The organism is Streptomyces collinus Tu 365, from assembly GCF_000444875.1.
Taxonomy (GTDB): Bacteria; Actinomycetota; Actinomycetes; order Streptomycetales; family Streptomycetaceae; genus Streptomyces; species Streptomyces collinus_A.
The window spans coordinates 6,852,707-6,873,321 of record NC_021985.1; the positions used below are offsets into that span (position 1 = coordinate 6,852,707).

Annotated in this window: 18 protein-coding genes; 15 read left to right on the forward strand and 3 right to left on the reverse strand. The window is 75.5% G+C overall.

Annotated features, from left to right (window positions below; all coding sequences use genetic code 11):
• Nucleotides 1-2 precede the first annotated feature (2 nt).
• The 4 genes from B446_RS36220 to B446_RS36230 are packed head-to-tail and all read left to right on the forward strand — an operon-like array spanning nt 3 to nt 5,157.
• Nucleotides 3-1,760, forward strand: coding sequence for an FHA domain-containing protein (locus tag B446_RS36220; RefSeq protein ID WP_020943138.1), 1,758 nt, complete (start codon nt 3-5; stop codon nt 1,758-1,760).
• Nucleotides 1,757-3,163 (forward strand): serine/threonine-protein kinase, encoded by a 1,407-nt coding sequence (locus B446_RS29715; protein WP_020943139.1) that lies wholly within the window; start codon nt 1,757-1,759, stop codon nt 3,161-3,163. Before B446_RS36220 ends, B446_RS29715 begins: the two co-directional genes overlap by 4 nt.
• Complete coding sequence (locus B446_RS40500) at nt 3,078-3,335, forward strand: hypothetical protein (protein WP_020943140.1); 258 nt, start codon at nt 3,078-3,080, stop codon at nt 3,333-3,335. The genes B446_RS29715 and B446_RS40500 overlap by 86 nt, the downstream gene beginning before the upstream one ends.
• A 55-nt stretch (nt 3,336-3,390) precedes the next feature.
• On the forward strand, nt 3,391-5,157 hold the full coding sequence (locus B446_RS36230) for a hypothetical protein (protein WP_020943141.1): 1,767 nt from the start codon (nt 3,391-3,393) through the stop codon (nt 5,155-5,157).
• A gap of 437 nt (nt 5,158-5,594) precedes the next feature.
• On the opposite strand, the gene B446_RS29725 is transcribed toward B446_RS36230, so the two are convergent.
• On the reverse strand, nt 5,595-6,767 hold the full coding sequence (locus B446_RS29725; protein ID WP_020943142.1) for an MFS transporter: 1,173 nt from the start codon (nt 6,765-6,767) through the stop codon (nt 5,595-5,597).
• Between the two features lie 179 nt (nt 6,768-6,946).
• On the opposite strand from B446_RS29725, the gene B446_RS29730 reads away from it, so the two are divergent.
• Both B446_RS29730 and B446_RS29735 read left to right on the forward strand, forming a co-directional pair.
• A complete protein-coding gene (locus B446_RS29730) occupies nt 6,947-8,446 on the forward strand; it encodes an AlkA N-terminal domain-containing protein (protein WP_020943143.1) in 1,500 nt (499 codons plus the stop codon).
• Between the two features lie 13 nt (nt 8,447-8,459).
• A complete protein-coding gene (locus tag B446_RS29735; RefSeq protein WP_020943144.1) occupies nt 8,460-8,951 on the forward strand; it encodes a methylated-DNA--[protein]-cysteine S-methyltransferase in 492 nt (163 codons plus the stop codon).
• A gap of 40 nt (nt 8,952-8,991) precedes the next feature.
• On the opposite strand, the gene B446_RS29740 is transcribed toward B446_RS29735, so the two are convergent.
• Entirely contained in the window at nt 8,992-9,717 is a 726-nt protein-coding gene (locus B446_RS29740; protein ID WP_020943145.1) for an SIR2 family NAD-dependent protein deacylase, read from the reverse strand.
• 361 nt (nt 9,718-10,078) lie between these two features.
• Between B446_RS29740 and B446_RS29745 the strand changes: the two genes are divergently transcribed.
• Nucleotides 10,079-10,279, forward strand: coding sequence for a type II toxin-antitoxin system VapB family antitoxin (locus B446_RS29745; protein ID WP_020943146.1), 201 nt, complete (start codon nt 10,079-10,081; stop codon nt 10,277-10,279).
• Between the two features lie 82 nt (nt 10,280-10,361).
• Here B446_RS29745 and B446_RS29750 read toward each other — a convergent pair whose 3' ends face one another.
• Nucleotides 10,362-10,823, reverse strand: a complete 462-nt coding sequence (locus B446_RS29750; RefSeq protein WP_020943147.1) for a MarR family winged helix-turn-helix transcriptional regulator — start codon at nt 10,821-10,823, stop codon at nt 10,362-10,364.
• A 136-nt stretch (nt 10,824-10,959) separates the two neighbouring features.
• Here B446_RS29750 and gap point away from each other — a divergent pair, with 136 nt between their 5' ends.
• The 8 genes from gap to ptlA all read left to right on the forward strand — a co-directional run bounded on the left by gap (nt 10,960) and on the right by ptlA (nt 20,596).
• A complete protein-coding gene (gap, locus tag B446_RS29755; RefSeq protein ID WP_020943148.1) occupies nt 10,960-11,964 on the forward strand; it encodes a type I glyceraldehyde-3-phosphate dehydrogenase in 1,005 nt (334 codons plus the stop codon).
• Between the two features lie 286 nt (nt 11,965-12,250).
• Nucleotides 12,251-13,105, forward strand: coding sequence for a 1-deoxypentalenic acid 11-beta-hydroxylase (gene ptlH / locus B446_RS29760; protein ID WP_020943149.1), 855 nt, complete (start codon nt 12,251-12,253; stop codon nt 13,103-13,105).
• Complete coding sequence (locus B446_RS29765; protein WP_043476683.1) at nt 13,106-14,557, forward strand: MFS transporter; 1,452 nt, start codon at nt 13,106-13,108, stop codon at nt 14,555-14,557.
• Between the two features lie 143 nt (nt 14,558-14,700).
• Entirely contained in the window at nt 14,701-15,552 is an 852-nt protein-coding gene (ptlF, locus tag B446_RS29770; RefSeq protein ID WP_052352201.1) for a 1-deoxy-11-beta-hydroxypentalenate dehydrogenase, read from the forward strand.
• Nucleotides 15,486-17,321 carry a neopentalenolactone/pentalenolactone D synthase gene (gene ptlE / locus B446_RS29775; protein WP_020943152.1) on the forward strand — a complete coding sequence of 612 codons (1,836 nt, stop codon included), beginning with the start codon at nt 15,486-15,488 and terminating at the stop codon, nt 17,319-17,321. Before ptlF ends, ptlE begins: the two co-directional genes overlap by 67 nt.
• Before the next feature lie 45 nt (nt 17,322-17,366).
• Entirely contained in the window at nt 17,367-18,287 is a 921-nt protein-coding gene (ptlD, locus tag B446_RS29780; protein WP_020943153.1) for a neopentalenolactone/pentalenolactone F synthase, read from the forward strand.
• On the forward strand, nt 18,284-19,297 hold the full coding sequence (locus B446_RS29785) for a polyprenyl synthetase family protein (protein ID WP_020943154.1): 1,014 nt from the start codon (nt 18,284-18,286) through the stop codon (nt 19,295-19,297). Before ptlD ends, B446_RS29785 begins: the two co-directional genes overlap by 4 nt.
• Before the next feature lie 288 nt (nt 19,298-19,585).
• Nucleotides 19,586-20,596 (forward strand): pentalenene synthase, encoded by a 1,011-nt coding sequence (gene ptlA / locus B446_RS29790; protein ID WP_020943155.1) that lies wholly within the window; start codon nt 19,586-19,588, stop codon nt 20,594-20,596.
• Nucleotides 20,597-20,615: the final 19 nt, after the last annotated feature.

Genomic DNA, 20,615 nt, shown 5'->3' on the forward strand with positions numbered 1-20,615 from the left:
GCATGCTCTGCCACGTCTGCCGCGTCCACGTGCGGCGCGACTTCCCGTACTGCCTGCACTGCGGCACCCCGCGCCGGGGTGCCGCGCCGACCGCGTTCGCCGCGCCGCGGCTGCGCGGCCTCGACGACCCCGCCCTCGCCGTCGACCTGACCGGCCGGGTCACCACCCTGGGCCGCGGCGAGGACAACGACCTCGTCCTGGCCGACGGCAGCGTCTCGCGCCGCCACGCACGCGTCGTCCGCACCGCCGACGGCTTCCGGATCGAGGACCTCGACTCCTTCAACGGCACCGCGGTCGGCGGCGCCGACCTGCACGGCGGCACGGCCACGCTGTCCGACGGCGCCGAACTGTCCGTCGGTGACGTACGCCTGGTCTTCGAGCAGCCCCGGGACGCCCGGATCGGCTCGCGCACCATGGTCGTCGGCACCCAGCAGACGCACCTGCCCCCCGCCGGGCAGGAGGAGGCGCCGGAAGCGCACGGCCCGCTCACCGCGCGCCCCCGCCGCCGCTCGGGCTGGGCGCTCAAGCGGGTACCCGGCGGACACGGTGCCCCCCGCTGGGTGCTCAGCGCCAGCCGCACCGGGCGCTATCTGGAGCTCGACGAGCGCCAGGTCTTCCTGTGGCACGCCGTCGACGGCGAGAACACCGTGCGCGACCTGCTGTTCGCCTACGCCGACCGGTACGGCGAACTGGCCCTGCCCCGCATCGAGTCCACGCTCGCCGCGTTCGCGGACGCCGGACTGCTGCGCGGCCTGCCCGGCCGGCCGGAGGAGGAGGAACCGCCCGCCGGCTGGCGCCGGGCGGCCCGCACGCTGTACCGGACGCTGCTGAGACTGGAGGTGTCGGTCCCCGGCCTCGACCGGCTGGTGAGCCGGCTCTACCGGGCCTTCGGCTGGCGGCTGTTCACCCGGACCGGCGTGGTGCTCGCCTGGCTGTCGGTGGCCGGCGGCCTCGTCGCGTTCCTCGCCGCCCGTGGCCGTCACCGCCTGCTCGACTTCGGCGGGGCCGGCGCCCTCGGCCCCGTCCTGCTGGCCGCCGGATACGTCACCGCCCTGCTCGTCCACGAACTGACGCACGCGCTCGCCGTCAAGTCGTACGGCCGCAAGGTCAGACGGGGCGGATTCCTGCTGATGATGGGGATGCCGTTCGCGTTCGTGGACACCAGCGACATGTGGTTCGGCACCCGCTGGTCCCGGGTCGTGGTGGCCCTGTCCGGGCCGCTGTCCACGGCGGCACTGGCCGGCTGGTGCGCGGCCGGCGCCGCCCTGCTGCCCGCGGGACCCGCCTCCGCCCTCCTGTACCACCTGGCCTTCGGCCTCTATCTGAACACCCTCTACAACTTCAATCCCCTGATGCCGCTGGACGGTTACCAGGCGCTGACCGACGTGCTGCGGGTGCCCCGGCTGCGCGAGGAGGCGAGCGCCTACTTCCGCACCGGCCTGTGGCGGGACCTCCGCGCCGGCCGGCGGCCGGGCCCCCGGCAGACGGGCATGGCCGCCTACGGCCTGGCGGTCGTCGTCGGCACCTACGGCTTCCTGGGCCTCGCCCTGCTGGCCTGGCGCTCCCGGATCGGCGACCTGCTCCAGGGCCGGCTGCCCGGGCCCTGGACCACGGCCGTCGAGGCGGCCGTGGTCGCCCTGGTCGCCTTCCCCGTGTGGGCGGCGCCGGTACGCGCGCTGCTGCGCCGGGCCCGGCGCCGACGGCACCCGGAGGACCTGCCCGGCGCCGCCACGCCCGTACCCCTGGAGGGCACGGCATGACCCGCGACACGCACCCCGCGACGGACCACGGCGACGGCTGGGCCGTACCCGGGTACACGGCCGTACGCACCCTCGGCGAGGGCGCCGGCGGCCGGGTCGTCCTCGCCCGGCACACCCCGACCGGGGCCCCCGTCGCCGTCAAGTACCTGAGCGAACGCCTGCGCGGCGACCGGGAGTTCCTGGCCCGCTTCCGGGCCGAGGCCCGGCTGCTCGGCGAACTGCGGCACCCGTGCGTGGTGCGCCTGTACGAGTACGTCGAGGCGCGCGCCGGAGCCGCGATCGTGATGGAGGCGGTGGACGGCGTCAGCCTGCGCCACCTGCTGCGCCGGCACGGCGCGACCGGCCCCGAGGCCGCGCTCGTCCTGCTCAAGGGCTCCCTGCTGGGCCTGGGCGCGGCCCACACCGCCGGGGTGGTGCACCGCGACTACAAGCCGGAGAACGTCCTGGTCCGCGCCGACGGCACCAGCGCGCTCGCCGACTTCGGCATCGCCGTGCGCGACGGCCGGGAGGCCGCGGCCGCGGGCACCCCCGCCTACATGGCCCCGGAGCAGTGGGAGGACCGGCCCGCCGGCCCCGCCGCCGACGTCTACGCCGCGTCCGTGGTGTTCTTCGAGTGCCTGACCGGGCGGCGCCCCTTCGCCGCCGACGACCCGGCCGCGCTGCGCCTGCAGCACCTGCGGGCACCGGCCCCGCTGGACGGCGTACCCGCACCGGTGCGCGGGCTGCTGCGCGCCGGCCTCGCCAAGGACCCGGCGGACCGGCCCGGCGTCGAGGCGTTCCTCGCCGACCTCGAACGCCGCGCCACCGAGGCGTACGGCGCCGGCTGGGAGGAGCGCGGCCGCCGCCGGCTGGCCGAACTCGCCGCGCTGCTCGCCGTGCTGTTCCCGTTCACCGCGACCGCGACGCTGGACGCCCCGGCCCGGGCGCTGACCCTGCTCGGCCGCCTGCGCGGCGGCGGCCGGCGGCTGGCCGCCGGTGGGGTGGCCGCGCTCGCGGTCGTCGCGGGCGGAGCGACGTACGCCTCCGGCCGGCCGTACGACACGGCCACGACGGTGGCGAGCTCCACCCCCTCGCCCGCCGTCTCCCCGACGGGACCCGGCGCCTCGGCCACGCCCCCGGCCCCGGCCGCCGGCCACCGCCCCGCCCACGGCGGACGACACACCCACCGGCCCGCCGTCCGACGGCCCGACCCCCGCGCCCACGCCGTCCACGCCGTCCACGGACCCGACCGCACCGGCCGCGCCGACCCCGACCGCGGACAGCCCCGGCACGGTCACCGTCACCATCGGCTCCTGGCAGCGCGGGCCGAAGCCGGACATGCTCGTCGCGGCGGTCACGGTCGGGACGACGGGCACCGGACCGCTCACCGTCACCGCCGACTACTACGTCGACACACCCGCTGACCCCTACGGCTCCCAGAGTCGGCCGCTGTCCGGGAGCACCCGCTACGACCTGACCTTCGAGGCCGACTTCTCCAACCACCCCTGCCGGGGAACCTGGGACGTCACCCTCAGCAGCGACCCGGCGGCCGCGAACGGCCCGCAGACGGCCTCCCTGGACGCACCCCCGTGCTGAGCGCCGCACCGGCGGGCCCGGCCGCCCCGCGCCGCCGCGACGAGAACGGACCGACATGACGACAGCCACCGCGGTGGCCGGCCGGCCCCTGTCCGGCTGGTCACGCGAGACACCCCTCGGCACCCGGTACGCCCTGCTCCCGGGCCGGGCCGGCGAGCAGGCCCTCGGCGCGCTCCGCGTCGACCGCGCCCTGCTGGCGCCCGAGGGCGCTCGGGAGCGCCTGGCCGCCGCCGTGCTCGCCACGGCGCGGCTCCGGCTGCCCGGTGCGCTCGGCACGGTCGACCTGGTCGCCGAGGCCGGCGAGGTCTGGCTGCTCACGGACCGCCCGCCGGCCCCCACGCTCGCCGACGTCCTGTCCGCCGGCGCCCCCGGTCCCGACGCGGGCAGCGCGGCGAGCGTCCTCAACGAGACCGCGCAGACCCTCCTGGCCCTGCACGGTGCCGGCCTGGCCCACGGCTCCCTCGGCCCGGCCACGGTCGTGCTCGCACCGAACGGAACCGCACTGCTGACGGAGACGGGGCTGGCCGCGGTCCTGGGGGACGAGGTGATGCCGGGTGACGCGGCTCCGCCGCCCGCCGGTCACCGGGCCGCCGACACCACCGCCTGGGCCGCCCTGGCCCGCACCCTCGCCGCCGCCTGGACGGGCCCCTCGACCCCGGCGGCCGAGCTGTTCGCCCGCTGCGCCACCGCCGCCGAGTCCCAGGGCCTCATGGCCGCCCGTGCCGCCCTGCTGTCCGGCCGGGCCGCCCTCCCCACCGACTTCCTGCAGCGCACGGCACTCCGGGCGGCCGCGGCCGCATCCACCCCGGACCTCACCTCCCCACGGACCCCGCGGCCGGGCCCGGCCGCCGAGCCGCCCGACCGCACGTCCCCGCGGACAGCGCAGCCGTGTCCGGCCGCCGAGCCACCCGAGTTGCCGCACGTCCCATCCGCGCGCACCCCTCGGACGCCCCCGGCCGCAGCGTCCCCGCGTCCGCCGCACCCCACCGGGCCCCGGCGGACACCGGTGCCGTCCGTCGTCGCCGGCACCGCCCACACCGGCTCGGTGGCCGACACCGCCCCGGCACCGCCCACCAAGGACCGTGCCGCGGAGCCCGCCGCCCCCGGGGACCGGACCCCACCCGGCGCACCGTCCCAGCGGGCCACGCCCGCCGCCGTCCCCGCCGACGCCGACGCCGATGCCGATGCCGATGCCGCCGAGCGGCTCACCGGCGCAGGGCATGGGCAGGGGCACCGTCCGGTACGCCAGGACGCCCAGGCCACCGTGCTCGGCAAGCGCAACCGTCCCTCCTCCGTGCGCGTGCGGGACGGGGAGGAGCCCGGCGAGATCCTGCTCCGGTTCGGGCCGGGGGTCCCCGTGGCCGAGCAGGACGCGCTGCGTGCGAGGTGGCGCGGCGCGGAAGCGGTGCCGGCGCCGGCGCGCAGGCGCAGACGCGGGGGCGGGCTCGTCATCGTCGCCGTAGCGGCGGTCGCCGCCGTGCTGCTGTGGCTGCTGCTGCGCCCGGACCCCGCGCCCGGGGTCCTCGCCGTCCGGGTCCAGGCCCCCGCGGGGGTGCTGCACTGCGGGGGGACGGCCGACCTGGTCGGAGTCGTCACCACCGACGGTCGGGGCGGCCCGGTCACCTACCGCTGGCTGCGCGGGGACGGCCAGGACTCGGGCGAACTGGTCCACCTGGCCCGCCGCGGGGAGCGCCGGGTCCGGGTGCACCTGCGCTGGACGGTGCGCGGCCCGGGCCGCTTCCGGGGCACCGCCCGCCTCCGCGTCGCCGACCGGCGCAGCCCGGTGGAGGCGAAGGGCGGCTTCACCTACGCCTGCCCCTGACGGCCGGCCGAGGCCATGGCCACGCTCCGAGCGCCACGGCCCCGGCCACGCCTGTCCCCGCCGCCCGCGGCCCCGGCCGCACCTGTCCGTGGCCGCTGCAGCCCGCTGGTCGTGGCCCCGGCCCCGGCTGTCTGTGGCGGCCGCAGCCCGACGGCCACCGCCCCGGCCCTTCCCGTCCGTGGCCGCCGCAGCCCGCCGGCCACCGCCCCGGCCCTTCTTGTCTGTGGCGGCCGCAGCCCGCTGGTCGTGGCCTCGGCTGTACCTGTCTGTGGCGGCCGCAGCCCGCCGCCCGCGGCCCCGGCCGTACTTGTCCGTGGCCGTCGCAGCCCGCCGGTCGTGGCCTCGGTTGTACCTGTCCGTGGCGGGCCGCAGCCCGACAGCCACCGCCCCGGCCCTTCCTGTCCGTGGCGGCCGCAGCCCGACGGCCACCGCCCCGGCTACACCTCTTCCCGATTCCCACCGCCACGCCCACGGCCACGTCCGTTCCCGAGCCCCGCCGCCACGGCTGCCGCCGGCCCCACCGCCAGCAGCAGGGCCAGCGCCGCGTACCCGTACGTCAGCGTCGCCGCCGACGCGACCACCGCCACCAGCAGCGGGCCACCCGCGTCGCCCAGTTCGCGGCCCACCTCGGCCGCGCCCATGGTCTGCCCGAGCCGCTCCTCCGGGGTGGCCGCGGCCAGTGCCGCGAAGCCCAGCGGGGTGACCAGGCCGGTGCCGGTGCCGATCAGGGCGGCGCCGAGCAGCACCGCGGTGAGCCCCGGCAGCATCGCCGCGGCCGCCCCCGCCGCCGCGAGCAGCAGCCCGCAGCCGAGACCGACGCGGACGCCGAGCCGCCCGGTGTCCAGCGCCCGCCCGGCCCACGGCTGGACCACCGCCCCGCAGGCGGCCAGCAGGGAGACCGCCGCCCCGGTGGCCACCGCGCCCAGGCCCGCCGCCGCCCCGGACACCGGCAGGAACCCCACCCCGGCCGAGAGCGCGGCCGTCGCCCCGGCGAGCGCGGCCGTCGGCACCAGGAAGCCGCGGTCGGTCAGGCGTCGCCCGAGGTCGAGCAGGGTCCCCCGGCGGCGGGGGAGCGGCGGCACCCGGGGCACCGCAGCCGCCGCCCAGACCGTCACCGCGGCGGCCAGCACCGCCAGCACCGCGAACAGCAGCCGCAGCCCGCCCGCCCACACCAGCACCCCGCCGAGCAGCGGACCGAGCGTGTAGCCGAGCGACTTGAAGAAGCCGTAGCTCCCGAACGCCCGCCCGCGCCGCGCCCCCGGGTTCAGCCGGGCCACCAGCGCCGAGGCGGCGGGGGAGAACGCGGAGGCCGCGGCGCCCTGGCCGAGGCGCGCCGCCCACAGCAGTCCCGGGCCGCCCGCGACCGCGTACAGCGCGGAGGCGACGGCGAACGCGACCAGCCCGCCCAGCAGCACCGGGCGCGCCCCCACCCGGTCCGCCAGCGTGCCGAACACCGGCTTCAGCAGCACCTCGGCACCGTCGTAGAGGGCGAGCAGACCGCCCAGGACCAGAAGCGAGGTGACCGCGCCGGCCGAGCGCGCCCCGAGGCTCGCGGCGACGCCGTGCGCCCCGAAAGCGGTGGTGAACCCGGCGGCGTACAACGGCCACATCGGCGCCCGGGACCCGCCCTCCCGGTACGCCCCGGCCCCGCCGGCCGCGGGGGAGTCGGCTGGGTGGCCCATGGCGGCATCGTAGCCACGGGCGGGGCGCCCGGCGGCCCCAGCTCACCGGCACGCTGATGTCGGATTCCCGCCAGCGGGCGCCCCGCGCGGTGGACGATCCTGGACGCATGCAGACAGGGACGCACCTCGACCGGGAGCACTGCGTGCGCGCCGTGCAGTCCAAGGACGCGCGGTTCGACGGATGGTTCTTCACGGCCGTGCTCACCACCCGCATCTACTGCCGGCCCAGCTGCCCGGTGGTTCCGCCCAAACCGCGGAACATGACCTTCTACCCGAGCGCCGCGGCCTGCCAGCAGGCCGGGTTCCGGGCCTGCAAGCGCTGCCGCCCCGACACCAGCCCCGGCTCCCCGGAGTGGAACCGGCGGGCCGACCTGGTGGCCCGCGCCATGCGGCTGATCGCCGACGGCGTCGTGGACCGCGAGGGCGTGCCCGGGCTCGCCGCCCGGCTCGGCTACAGCGCCCGCCAGGTGGAGCGGCAGCTCCTCGCCGAGCTGGGGGCCGGGCCCCTGGCGCTGGCCCGGGCCCAGCGCGCCCAGACCGCGCGGCTGCTCGTGGAGACGACGCCGCTGCCGATGTCGGAGATCGCCTTCGCGGCCGGCTTCGCCTCCATCCGCGCCTTCAACGACACCGTCCGCGAGGTCTTCGCCCTCTCCCCGAGCGAGCTGCGTGCCCGGGTGCCCAGCAGCCGGGCCGCGGGCACCCCGGAGTTCCCCGGCACCCCGGGGACGCTCACGCTGCGGCTCCCGTTCCGGGCCCCGCTCAACCCCGACAACCTCTTCGGGCACCTGGCCGCCACCGCCGTACCCGGCGTGGAGGAGTGGCGGGACGGCGCCTACCGGCGCACCCTGCGCCTGCCGTACGGGCACGGCATCGTCGCCCTCGCGCCCCGCCCCGACCACATCGCCTGCCGGCTGACCCTCAGCGACCTGCGCGACCTGACCGTGGCCACCAGCCGCTGCCGGCGCATGCTCGACCTGGACGCCGACCCGGTGGCCGTGGACGACCGGCTGCGCGCCGACCCGGTGCTCGCGCCACTGGTGGACCGGGCGCCCGGACGCCGGGTGCCGCGCACGGTCGACGAGGCCGAGTTCGCCGTCCGGGCCGTGCTCGGGCAGCAGGTCTCCACGGCGGCCGCCCGCACCCACGCGGCCCGGCTGGTCACGGCGCACGGCAAACCGCTGGACGACCCCGAGGGCGGCCTCACCCACCTGTTCCCCGCCCCCGACGCACTGGCCGCGGTCGACCCCGCGAGCCTGGCGATGCCCCGCACCCGGCGCACCACCTTCACCACCCTGGTCGGGGCGCTCGCCGACGGCCGCCTCCGCCTGGGCGTCGAGGCCGACTGGGCCGAGACCCGGGCCCGCCTGCTGGACCTTCCCGGGTTCGGGCCCTGGACGGCCGACGTCATCGCCATGCGCGCCCTCGGCGACCCCGACGCCTTCCTCGCCACCGACCTGGGCGTCCGGCGCGCCGCCCGGGAGCTGGGCCTGCCCGCCACGCCGGGCGCGCTCACCGCGCGCGCCGAGGTGTGGCGCCCCTGGCGCGCGTACGCGGTGCAGTATCTGTGGGCGACCGACGGCCACCCGATCAACTTCCTCCCCGCATAAGGACCTTCCCCCGATGAAGCAGCACACCGTCATCGACAGCCCCTACGGCCCCCTCACCCTCGTCGCCGACGACGGCGTCCTGTGCGGCCTCTACATGGCCGGACAGCGGCACCGTCCCGCGGAGCAGACCTTCGGCACGCCCGACGACACCCCGTTCGCCGAGGCCGCGGAACAGCTCGCGGCCTACTTCGCGGGCGAGCTGACCCGGTTCACCCTCGAACTGCGCCTGCACGGAACCCCGTTCCAGCGCAGGGTCTGGGACCAGCTCACCCGCATCCCGTACGGCGAGACCCGCTCCTACGGCGAACTCGCCGGCGCCCTGGGCAGTCCGGGGGCGTCGCGCGCGGTCGGCCTCGCCAACGGCCGCAACCCGGTCGGCATCATCGTGCCCTGCCACCGCGTCATCGGTGCCGGCGGCTCCCTCACCGGCTACGGCGGCGGCCTGGACCGCAAGCGGCGCCTGCTGGACTTCGAACGCGGGGAGCGGGGAGCGGCCCTGTTCTAGCCCGCTCCCGGCCCCGTTGCGGGCACCGCCCCCAGGCCGCTCACGCCGTCAGGCGGGCCAGCAGCCTCGGCAGGGCGGTGCCGATGGGCTCCCGGACCACCTCGTCGGCGAGCTCGTCGTACGGCGTGGGCTCGGCGTTGACGATGGTCAGCCGGGCCCCGTGATCGGCGGCCACACCGACCAGACCGGCGGCCGGATGCACCTGGAGGCTGCTGCCGACGGCGAGGAACTCCTGGCACGCCTTGGCGATCGCCGCGGCCTCGCCGAGCACCACGGGATCGAGCGCCTCGCCGAACATCACCGTGGCCGACTTCAGGATGCCGCCGCATTCCGGACAGGGCGGATCGTCCTCCCCGGCGTCGACCCGGGCGAGGGCGTCCTCCATCGGGCTCCGGGCGTGACACCGGGTGCAGACGACCCCGTGCGCGCTGCCGTGCAGTTCCAGCACCTTGCGCTCCGGCATCCCGGCCAGCTGGTGCAGCCCGTCCACGTTCTGCGTGATCACCCGCACCGGCACCCCGGACCGCTCCAGCTCGGCGACGGCCCGGTGCGCCGCGTTCGGCTCGGGCCGCAGCGCCCGGTTCGCCCGCCGCATCCGCCACGAGCGCCGGCGGATCTCCGGGTCGTCCATGTAGTACGCGTAGGTCACCAGCTTCTCGGCCTCGGGATCCGTGCGCCACAACCCGGCCGGACCGCGGTAGTCGGGGATCCCGGAGTCGGTGGAGATGCCCGCGCCGGTGAGCAGCGCGACGAGAGGCCTGGTCATGGGCCGAGGGTAGGTCGGCCCACCCGTCCGGTGCGAACGGATATCGGGGCCGCCGCGCTGACGGGCACGGACGGCCACCTCCGGCCGAGGAAGCGGGACCGCACGGCCGCCGCATCCCCCGAGCACCGGGAAGGCCCCGCACGGCCGCCGCCCGCCCGGGCACCGGGGAAGCACCGCCTCGCGGCACCGGGAAGAAGCACCGGACGCCCGGAAAAGGCATCCCCCCGGACACCGAACGGGCGCCGACACGCCATCCGCCGGTCACCCCCACCGCCCGGCCGGGCGCCGGGCGAGGGCCGTGGGTGGCGCGTTCCTTGCGGCTCGGCGGTGGGGGCGTGGCCGTGGGTGCTAGCGTCCGGGCATGGCCAAGGTGACGGTCTCGCTCGACGCCCAACTCGTCGTGGAGGTCATGGTGCTAGCCGGGGTGAGTAGCCCGCAGGACGCCGTGGAACTGGTCGTCCGGGACTACATCGCGCGCGGACACCGGACCGAGGCGCGGGCGGCCGCGCGGGAGGAGGCGCCGCGCGAGACGCGCGAGTGGCCCCGGGACCCGGAGGGCTGAGCACTGCTCCGGGCGTCGTCGCGGGGGGCGTGCGCGAGCCGCCCCGGGCGTACGGCGCGCGGGACTTGGGGGAGGAGTGTGCCTACTGCCGTGCCCGCATGCCGAGTTCGGCGAGCCGGGCGAGTACCGGGAGGGCCGCGGCGAGGGTCCGCCGCTCCTCCGCCGTCAGCTCGGCCATCAGGGGCGCCATGTGCCGGCCCCGGTCCTGTTGCCGGGACTGCCCGACCGTGCGCCCCTCCTCGGTGAGGTGCACCAGGACGGCACGGCCGTCCGTGGGGTCGGGACGGCGTTCGACGAGTCCGTCCCGTTCGAGCCGGGTCACCAGCTGGGTGACCCCCGGCTGGCTCATCTGTTCCGTGCGGACCAGGTCGGTCAGTCGCGTGGGCCCCCGGAAGGCCAGCGTGTCCAGCACCGACAGCGTCGTGAAGGACAGCTTCTGCACGGAGGGGAGCCGGATGTAGAAGCGGTTGAAGTTCTCGATCGCCCTGGTGAGGTCACCGACGTCCAAGTCCGTGGCGCGGTCGAGGTTCTGAGGAGAGGTCACCCTGGAAATGTATCGCATGCTTATATAAGGTCGTGATGCACCACGTCCCCGCCCCGCGGTGATGTGTGGTCCGGCATCGCACCTCGGCGCAACGGCGCGTCAACCACCCCAGAAGCGCAAGGTGAGGGACACATCAATGACTGTGCGCATCGGTATCAACGGCTTCGGGCGCATCGGCCGCAACGTCTTCCGCGCGGTGGCCGCACGCGGCTCGGAACTGGAGATCGTCGCCGTCAACGACCTCGGTGACGTCGACACGATGGCCCACCTGCTGGCCTACGACTCGATCCTGGGCCGGTTCCCCGAGGAGATCGCCGCCGAGCCGGGTGCCATCCGCGTGGGCAGCCGGACGGTCAAGGTGCTCGCCGAGCGGGACCCCGCTGCCCTGCCCTGGGGCGACCTCGGCGTCGACCTCGTGATCGAGTCCACCGGCATCTTCACCGACGCCGCCCGGGCCCGCGCCCACATCGACGGCGGCGCGAAGAAGGTCGTCATCGCGGCCCCGGCCAGCGGCGAGGACCTCACGGTCGTGCTCGGTGTCAACGAGGACGCCTACGACCCGGAGCGGCACACGATCATCTCCAACGCCTCCTGCACCACCAACTGTCTCGCGGTGCTGGCCAAGGTGCTGCACGAGAGCGTGGGCATCGAGGCGGGCATGATGACCACCGTCCACGCCTACACCCAGGACCAGAACCTCCAGGACGCCCCGCACAAGGACCTGCGCCGGGCGCGTGCCGCGGGCCTGAACATCGTGCCCACCTCCAGCGGCGCCGCCAAGGCCATCGGCCTGGTGCTGCCCGAACTGGCGGGCAAACTGGACGCGTTCGCGCTGCGGGTGCCGGTGCCCACCGGCTCGGTCACCGACCTCACGGTGACGCCGGGCCGGCGCACCTCCGTCGAGGAGGTCAACGAGGCCTACGCGGCGGCCGCGGCCGGCGCCTACAAGGGCCTGCTGTCCTACAGCGAGGCGCCCCTCGTCAGCACCGACATCGTCGGCGACCCCGCCTCCTGCGTCTTCGACGCCGGGCTCACCCGCGTGACCGACGGACAGGTCAAGGTCGTCGGCTGGTACGACAACGAATGGGGTTACTCCAACCGTCTCATCGACCTCGCCCTGCTGGTCGGCGCCGCCCTCTGACGAGCGGGCGCCCCTGCCCCCGGACCCCTTCCGCCTCCCCTCAGGGCGGGCCGGCCGTCCTTCCCCCCGGCGGCGGCCGCCGCCCCGGCGCGCCGGCGGCCCGCCCCCGTGCAGCGGGCCGCCGGCGCCGGCGCCGGGCTGCCCGCGCGCCGGGCGCGGAACCACCGACGCGCGCCGGGGGAGGAACCGCCGACGCGCCCCGGGACCAGGCGCGCCGCACCACGCCAGACGAGCTCATGTCACCCGCACCATGTCACTCGGCCCCTGCCACAAGGACGGGAACCCCATGACGTACGTGACCGGCGAATACACGGACTGCACGCCTCTGCTGGGCGACCGGGAGGCCCTCGACGGCTTCTTCGAGGAGCACGGCTACCTGTATCTGCGCGGCGTCCTCGACCGCGACCTCGTTCGGACCACCGCGGAGCAGATGCTGGAGGGGCTGGTGGCGCTGGGCGCCGCCGACCCGCGGGCCACCCTGGACGACGTCGCCATCGACTCCTTCGAGGAGGTCGACGAGGTGGCGATGCACAAGTACGTCAAGTACGACGACTTCTGGAACCACCCCTCCACCCTGGAGGTGTTCGAGCGGGTCTTCGGCGAGCCCGTCTTCGTCTTCCGCTCCACCACCATCCGCTACTACCCCTCGGCCGCCGGCGCCGAGGAGCCGTCGTTCGCCCATCTGACGCCGTTCCACCAGGACGGCTTCTACATCGGCCCCAACAAGGACTTCCGCCCCGTGTGGATACCGCTCGTCGCGACCACCAAGGAATCCGGCGGGGTCGCGCTCGCGGACGGCAGCCACCGGCGGGGCCCGCGCGAGCACGTCGTGCACGAGTCCTTCCGCCGGTTCGGCCACCCGGTGCGCGGCATACCCGCCGAACTCATGGGCGAGGACGAGGCGTTGCTGCACTCGGCCATGGAGCCGGGCGACGTGCTGTTCATGCACGCCTACACCTGTCACAAGTCGGTCCCCAACCTGTCCTCGCCGCCGGTCATGCGGATGTCCATGGACACCCGCGTCCAGCCGGCCACGACGGAGCGCGGCTTCAACGCGCTGACGCCGTGGACGGAATCGGCGAAGGACCCCTCCAAGGGGATCATGTCCAAGATCACCGGAACTCCCAGTGCGGTTGAATAGATGACTCATCGCGAAGCACCCCCCACCGGCGCTCCCGGCACCCAGGAGCCGCCGTCCCCCCAGCAGCCCCCCGCGTTACCGGGCCTGTCCACGACCGGTCTGGTCGTGGTGCTCACCGGGTTCGCGCTGTCCATCGTCGACTTCTTCATCGTCAACGTGGCGCTGACGACGATCGGGCGCGACCTGCACGGCGGCGAGACCGCGCTGGAACTGGTCGTGTCCGGCTACGGCATCGCCTACGCGCTCGGCCTGGTCCTCGGCGGGCGGCTCGGCGACGCGTACGGCAGGCGCCGGCTCTTCGTGTGGGGCCTGGTGGCCTTCACCCTCAGCTCCGCGCTGTGCGGGGTGGCCCCGAGCGTCGGCTTCCTGATCGCGGCCCGGCTCCTGCAGGGCGCGGCAGCGGCCATGCTGGTGCCGCAGGTCCTCGCGACGATCCAGGCGGCCACCGAGGGCCAGGCCCGCGCCCGCGCCATCAGCCTCTACGGCGCGACCGCGGGACTCGCGGCGGTGGCCGGCCAGATCCTCGGCGGACTGCTGGTCTCGCTGGACATCGCCGGGGCCGGCTGGCGTTCGGTGTTCCTGATCAACGTGCCGGTCGGCGTGGCCGCGCTGCTCGCCGTGCGGCACATGCCGGACACCCGGGCGCAGCGCAGGCCGGGCTTCGACCTCACCGGCACCCTGCTGTTCGGGGTGGCCCTGGTCTGTGTCCTGCTGGTGATCGTCGAGGGACAGGCGCTGGGCTGGCCGGTGTGGCTGTGGGCGCTGCCGGTGGTCGCGGCCGCGGCGGTGGCGGCGCTGGTCCGGGTGGAACGGCGGCTGGAGGCCGAGGGCGGTTCGCCGCTGCTGCCTCCGTCGGTGCTCTCCCGCACCGGAATGCGCCGGGGACTGCTCGCGATGGTTCCGTTCTCGATCGGATTCGGCAGCTTCATGTTCGTCTACGCCCTGGTCGCGCAGGACGACTTCGGTCTCGGCGGACTGGGCTCCGGGGCGGTGCTGTCGCCCTTCGCCTCCGCCTTCTTCGTGGTGGCCCTGTTCACCCCGAAGATCGCGGCGGCCCTCGGGCGGCGCATCGTCACCCTCGGGGCCACCGTCCAGGGGGCCGGCCTGCTGCTGATGGCGCTGCTGATCGGGACCACCTGGCCGCACGTGCCGGTGGTCCTGGTGCTGGCCGTGCTGGCGTTCACCGGTGTCGGACAGGCCCTGATCGGGCCCACCCTGTTCCGGATGATCCTCGCCGACGTCCCGCCCGCCCAGGCCGGCATGGGCAGCGGCGTGCTGGTCACCAGCCAGCAGACGGCCACCGCCCTGGGCGCGACCGTCGGCGGCACGCTCTACCTCGCCCTCGGCGACTCGATGGGCCACTCCTCGGCGGCGGTCGTCGTCCTCTGCCTGCTGACCGTCTTCTCCGCGACCATCTTCGCCATCAGCCTCAGACTGCCCGACCCCGCCTGAACCACCGGCGGCCCCCGCCCAGCCCTCCCCCGGGCGGGTGCCGCCGGAGCCCGGGCCCCCGGCCCGTCCGCACACCCCCTTCCACCGGGCCGCGACGACGCGGCCCGGGACCGCCCGCCCAGGACGCGAGGAACGGAGACCCCGTGCACTTACACCCCAGGACGGCCGTGGTCACCGGCGCGGCGAGCGGTATCGGGCTCGCCCTCACCGCCCGCCTCGCCCGGGCCGGAGTCAAGGTGCTCATGGCGGACATCCAGGGCGACGCCCTGCGCCACCGGGCCGGCGAACTCGCCGCGCGCGGCGCGGACGTCCGCGCCGAGACCGTGGACCTCACCGACGCGGACGCCGTGCAGGCACTGGCCGAGACGGCGTACGGCACCTTCGGCGACATCGACGTGGTCTGCAACAACGCCGGTGTCGTCGGCCCCGTCGGCATGCCGCTGTGGGAGGTGCCGCCGGCGCGGATGCGCGAGGTCTTCGAGGTGAACCACTGGGCGCACGTCCATGTCGCCCGCGCCTTCGTGCCGCGGCTGCTGGCCGGCGGCCGGCCCGCCCACCTCGTGCACACCGCCTCCATGTCGGCGTTCGCCGTGGGCAGCGGCAGCGCCGCCTACGCCGCCTCCAAGCACGCCGACCTGGCGGTCGCCCGCAGCCTGCGGGCCGACCTCGCCGGCACCCCCGTGCGGGTCTCGGTGCTCTGCCCAGGCCGGGTCGACACCCCGCTGGTCCGCGGCCTCGCCGCCCCGCGCGACGCGACCGGGGACACCACGGTCACCGCCGGCCTGGTCGCCGAGACCGTGTGGGACGCGCTGGGCTCCGACCGTTTCTACCTCTTCACCAACGCCGACGCGGCCACCCGGCTGCGCGACCAGTTCGACGACGTACGGCGCCACCTCACCTCCCCTGTCCACCCCACGCAGGAGACGCTGTGGAACGCTTCCGGGCAGACGCCCCCGACGGCCCCGCGACCGAACCCGCCGACCTCGGGAGGGTGAGGGCCAGGTACCGCGAGGAGCGCGACAAGCGGCTGCGGCCCGGTGCCGGCCGGGTCTACCGGCCCGCGCGCGGCGAGCTGTCCCGCTACGCGGCCGACCCCCACGCCGTGCCGGACGACCGTGAGCCCGTCACCGACACGGTCGACGTCGCCGTCGTCGGCGCCGGCATCGGCGGCCTGCTGCTGGGCGCCCGGCTGCGCGAGACGTGCGGCTTCGAGCGGATCCGTCTGGTCGACGCGGCCGGCGACGTCGGCGGCACCTGGTACTGGAACCGGTTCCCCGGCCTCAGGTGCGACATCGAGAGCTACGTCTACCTGCCGCTGCTGGAGGAACTGGGCACCGTGCCCACGGAGAAGTACGTGACCGGCGCCGAGATCCTCGCGCACTGCCGCGCCGTCGCCCGGCACTACGGCCTCTACCGGGACGCCCTGCTGGGCACCTCCGTCACCGAACTGCGCTGGGACGAGCCGAGTTCGCACTGGCTGGTGCGCACCGACCGCGGCGACCGCTTCCGGGCCCGCTACGTGTGCATGGCGATCGGCTCGCTGCACCGGCCCAAACTGCCCGCCGTCGAGGGCCTGGAGACCTTCCGCGGGCACTCCTTCCACACCGCCCGCTGGGACTACGACTACACCGGCGACGGCGTCCCGGGCAGCCTCGCCGCGCTGCGCGACAAGCGGGTGGGGATCGTCGGGACGGGCGCCACGGCGGTGCAGGTGATCCCGCACCTGGCCGAGGCGTCCGCGCACCTGTACGTCTTCCAGCGCACCCCGCCCGCGGTGGGCCCCCGGGGCAACCGGCCCACCGACCCGGACTGGGTGAAGGGGCTGCGACCCGGCTGGCAGCAGCGGCGCATGGACAACTTCCACGACCTGACCTCCGGGGTGGCGCGGACGGAGGACCTGGTGGCGGACGGCTGGACGGAGATCACGGCCGGTCTCGCGGCGATCCTGCCGAAGTCCGGCGGGACGGACGGCGCCGCCGGCCCCGCCGAGGCGGCCGCCGCCGTGGAACGCGCCGACTTCCGCAAGATGGAGGAGCTGCGCGCCCGCGTCGACGCCGTCGTCCGCGACCCCCGTACCGCGGCCGCCCTCAAGCCGTACTACCGGCTGTTCTGCAAGCGGCCCTGCTTCCACGACGGGTACCTGGAGACCTTCAACCGGCCCGACGTCACCCTCGTGGACACCGAGGGACGCGGCATCGAACGGCTCACCGAGCACGCGGTGGTCGCGGCCGGCCGGGAGTACCCGGTCGACTGCCTGGTCCTGGCCTCGGGCTACGAGTCCGAGTACGCGGTGCCGTACACCACCCGGGCCGGCTACGAGGTGGTGGGCCGGGACGGGGTGCGGCTCTCGGAGCGCTGGGCCGACGGGGCGCGGACGTTCCACGGCCTGATGGTGAATCGTTTCCCCAACTGTTTCCTGCTGTCCAAGGTCCAGTCGGGGCTGCACGTCAACGTGCCCTACATGCTGGGCGAGCAGAGCAGGCACGTCGCCCACGTCCTCAAAGCCGTCCAGGACCGCGGCCACCACGTCGTGGAGGTCTCCGCCACCGGCGAGAAGGAGTGGACCGAGGAGATCCTCCGGCTCGCGAACCGCAACCTCGACTACGCCGAGTCCTGCACCCCGGGCCTGTTCAACAACGAGGGCCGCCCGGGTGACCTGCACGTCCTCAACGGCAGCTACGGCGGCGGCTCGGTGGCCTTCCTGAACGTCCTGCGCGCCTGGCGCGAGGCCGGAGACCTCGCCCACCTCGAACTCAGCGACTGACTCGCACAACGACGACGCAACAACCATGAAGGGGGACGCAAGACCATGGACGTCTCGCCGATACCGGACTCGACGGTCGGAGCCGTCGTGCACGGCGCCGCCATCACCCCGGACCTCGACGACACCACCGTCGAGCGGTTATGGGCCGCGCTCGACCAGCACCTGGTGCTGGTCTTCCGCGGCCACCGGGACCCCTCGAACGACGAACTGCTCGGCTTCGGACGCCGTTTCGGGCACATCCCGAAGACCGGTCTCACCACCGGCGCCAGCCCCGACCACAACGAGATCCTGATCATCTCCAACATCGTGGAGAACGGCCGCAAGATCGGCGTCGGCGACGCCGGCTGGATGGACTGGCACACCGACTACTCCTTCCGGCCCCGGGTCTCCCGGATCGGCTTCCTCGCCGCCGTGGAACTGCCCGTCTCCGGCGGCGGCCAGACCCTGTTCACCGACATGTACGGGGTGTACGACTCGCTGCCCGCGGACCTGCGCCGCCGCCTGCACTCCTACCGGGCCCGGCACGCCCTGCGCTCCGGCTACGAGGAGACCATCGAGGAGAGCTACCAGGGCGAGGTCTCCATCGCGGGCGCCGGCCCCGGCGCCGCACCCGCCACCACGGCGATCCTGCCCGAGGACGGCACCTCCACCGTCCACCCGCTGATCGCCCGCAACCCGCGCACCGGCCGCCACGCCGTCTACGTCAACTCCCTCAACACCAAACGCATCCTCGAACTCGACCCCGCCGCCAGCAAGGAACTCCTCCAGGACCTGTGGAGCCACGCCGGCTCGCCCGCCCTGACCTACACCCACACCTGGGAGCCCGGCGACATCGTCATGTGGGACCAGCTCGGCACCATCCACGCCAAGACGGCCTTCGACCCCGGCGACCGGCGCATCCTGCGCAAGGTCGTGGCCATCTTCGACGACCCGACCGAGCCCTGGCGAGCGGAGGCCGCGGCGTGACCGTCACCCCCGCCAGCCTGCACCGCGGCCGGGACGCCACCACCCCCGCGCTGCGCACCGCCCTCGACCTGCTCGACCGCAGGACCCGCCACCAGGCCGCCTACCACCTCGGCTGGATCACCGCGGCCGGCGCGCCGACCGCCGCCGACGGCGGCAAGGCCGTACGCCCCGCACTGGCCCTGCTGTCGGCCCAGGCGGTCGGCGCGCCCGCCGACACCGCGCTGCCCGGGGCCGTCGCCGTCGAACTGGTCCACAACTTCTCGCTGCTGCACGACGACCTGATGGACGGCGACGAGGAGCGCCGCCACCGCCGTACCGTCTGGGCGCTGTGGGGCGCCAGCAGCGCCATCCTCACCGGTGACGCGCTGCTGGCCCTCGCCCAGGAGGTGCTGCTCGACTGCGGGCTGCCCACCGCGGCCGCCGCGGCCGGCCTGCTCGCCCGCACCACCCGCCGGCTGATCCACGGCCAGGTCCAGGACATGGCCTTCGAGCAGCGCCAGCACGTGACGGTCGAGGAGTGCCTGGAGATGGCCGCCGGCAAGACCGGCGCACTGCTGTCGGCGAGCGCCGCGATCGGCGCGGTGCTGGCCGGCGCGCCCCGGCCCGTCGTGGACGCCCTCGCCCTCTACGGCGAACAGGTCGGGCTCGCCTTCCAGCTCACCGACGACGTCCTCGGCATCTGGGGCGACCCGGCCGCCACCGGCAAGTCCGTCCACTCCGACCTGCGCGCCCGCAAGAAGTCCCTGCCGGTCGCCCACGCGCTCAACCAGGGCGGCACCCTCGGCGTCGAGCTGGCCACCTGGCTCGCCGCGCCCGGCCGCCCCGACGAGACCGAACTGCGCCGCGCCGCCGACCTGATCGAGGCCGCGGGCGGCCGCGACTGGGCCCGGGCGGAGGCGGCCCGGCGGATGGCCCTGGGCGAGGCCGCGCTGCACGGGGCCGGTCTCGACCCCGGCGCCCGTGACGAGCTGCTGGCCGTCGGGCGGTTCATCGTGCACCGGGAGGTGTGAGGGGCGCCGCCTGCCCTCGTCAGCGATCTCTCAGTCCGGTCGAGGACCGTGAGGGAGCGGGGCCGCGGCCGGCGTCGCCGCCGGCGACGGTGCCGCCGGCCCCACCCCGGCACCGCGGGCAGCGTCGCCCGCGACGCCCGGTCCCGGCCGTGGGCGGCGTGGCCCGCGCCCCGGCGGACCTGCCGCCCGCCGCGGGCGGCCGTACGCCGTGCGGCCGCCCTCCCGAGGGACCCGTCCCGCCGCCCCGCTCCCAGCCGTTGTCCCAGCGCCCCCACCACGGAGACCACCATGCCGCAGGACGTCGACTTCCGCATACCGCTGCCCCGCCGGCAGAGCCCCGACCACCGGCGGGCCGAGGCGGACCAGCTCGCCTGGCCGCGCTCGCTCGGCCTGATCACCACCGAGGCCGCCGCCGCACGCCATCTGCGCGGCGCCTACGCCGACCTCGCCGCCCGCTTCTACCCGCACACCACCGGCACCCACCTCGACCTGGGCGTCGACCTCATGTCGTGGTTCTTCCTCTTCGACGACCTCTTCGACGGACCGCGCGGCGAGGACCCCGAAGAGACCCGCCGGCTCACCGACGCGGTCGCGGCCGCCCTCGACGGACCGCTGCCCGACACCGCGCCCCCCATCGCGCACGGCTTCGCCGACATCTGGCGGCGCTCCTGCACCGGCATGTCCCCCTCCTGGCGCGCCCGCAGCGCCCGGCACTGGCGCAACTACTTCACCGGCTACGTCGACGAGGCCACCAGCCGCTTCCTGGACACCCCCTACGACTGTGCCGCCCAGTACCTGGCCGTGCGCCGGCAGACCATCGGCGTCCAGCCCACCGTGGACATGGCCGAGAGCGCCGGCCGGTTCGAGGTGCCCCAGCGCGTCTTCGACAGCGCCGTGCTCAGCGCGATGCTCCAGATCGCCGTCGACGTCAACCTCATGTTCAACGACATCGCCTCGCTGGAGAAGGAGGAGGCCCGCGGCGAGCGGAACAACCTCGTCCTCATCCTCCAGCGGGAACACGGCTGGCCGCGCGCCCGCAGCATCGCCCACCTGCGCGACGAGGTGCACGCCCGCCTCTCCCAGTACCTGTTGCTGGAGACCTGCCTGCCCAAGGTGTGCGACATCTACGACCTCGACGCCGGTGAACGCGAGGCCGTGGAGCGCTACCGCTGCGACGCCGTGCGCACGGTGATCCGCGGCTCCTACGACTGGCACCGCTCCTCGGGCCGTTACGACGCCGAGTTCGCGGCCGCCGCCGGCGCCCAGGGCTACCTCGAGGAACTCGGCAGCAGCCGCTGACCCCCGCGGCACCCGCACG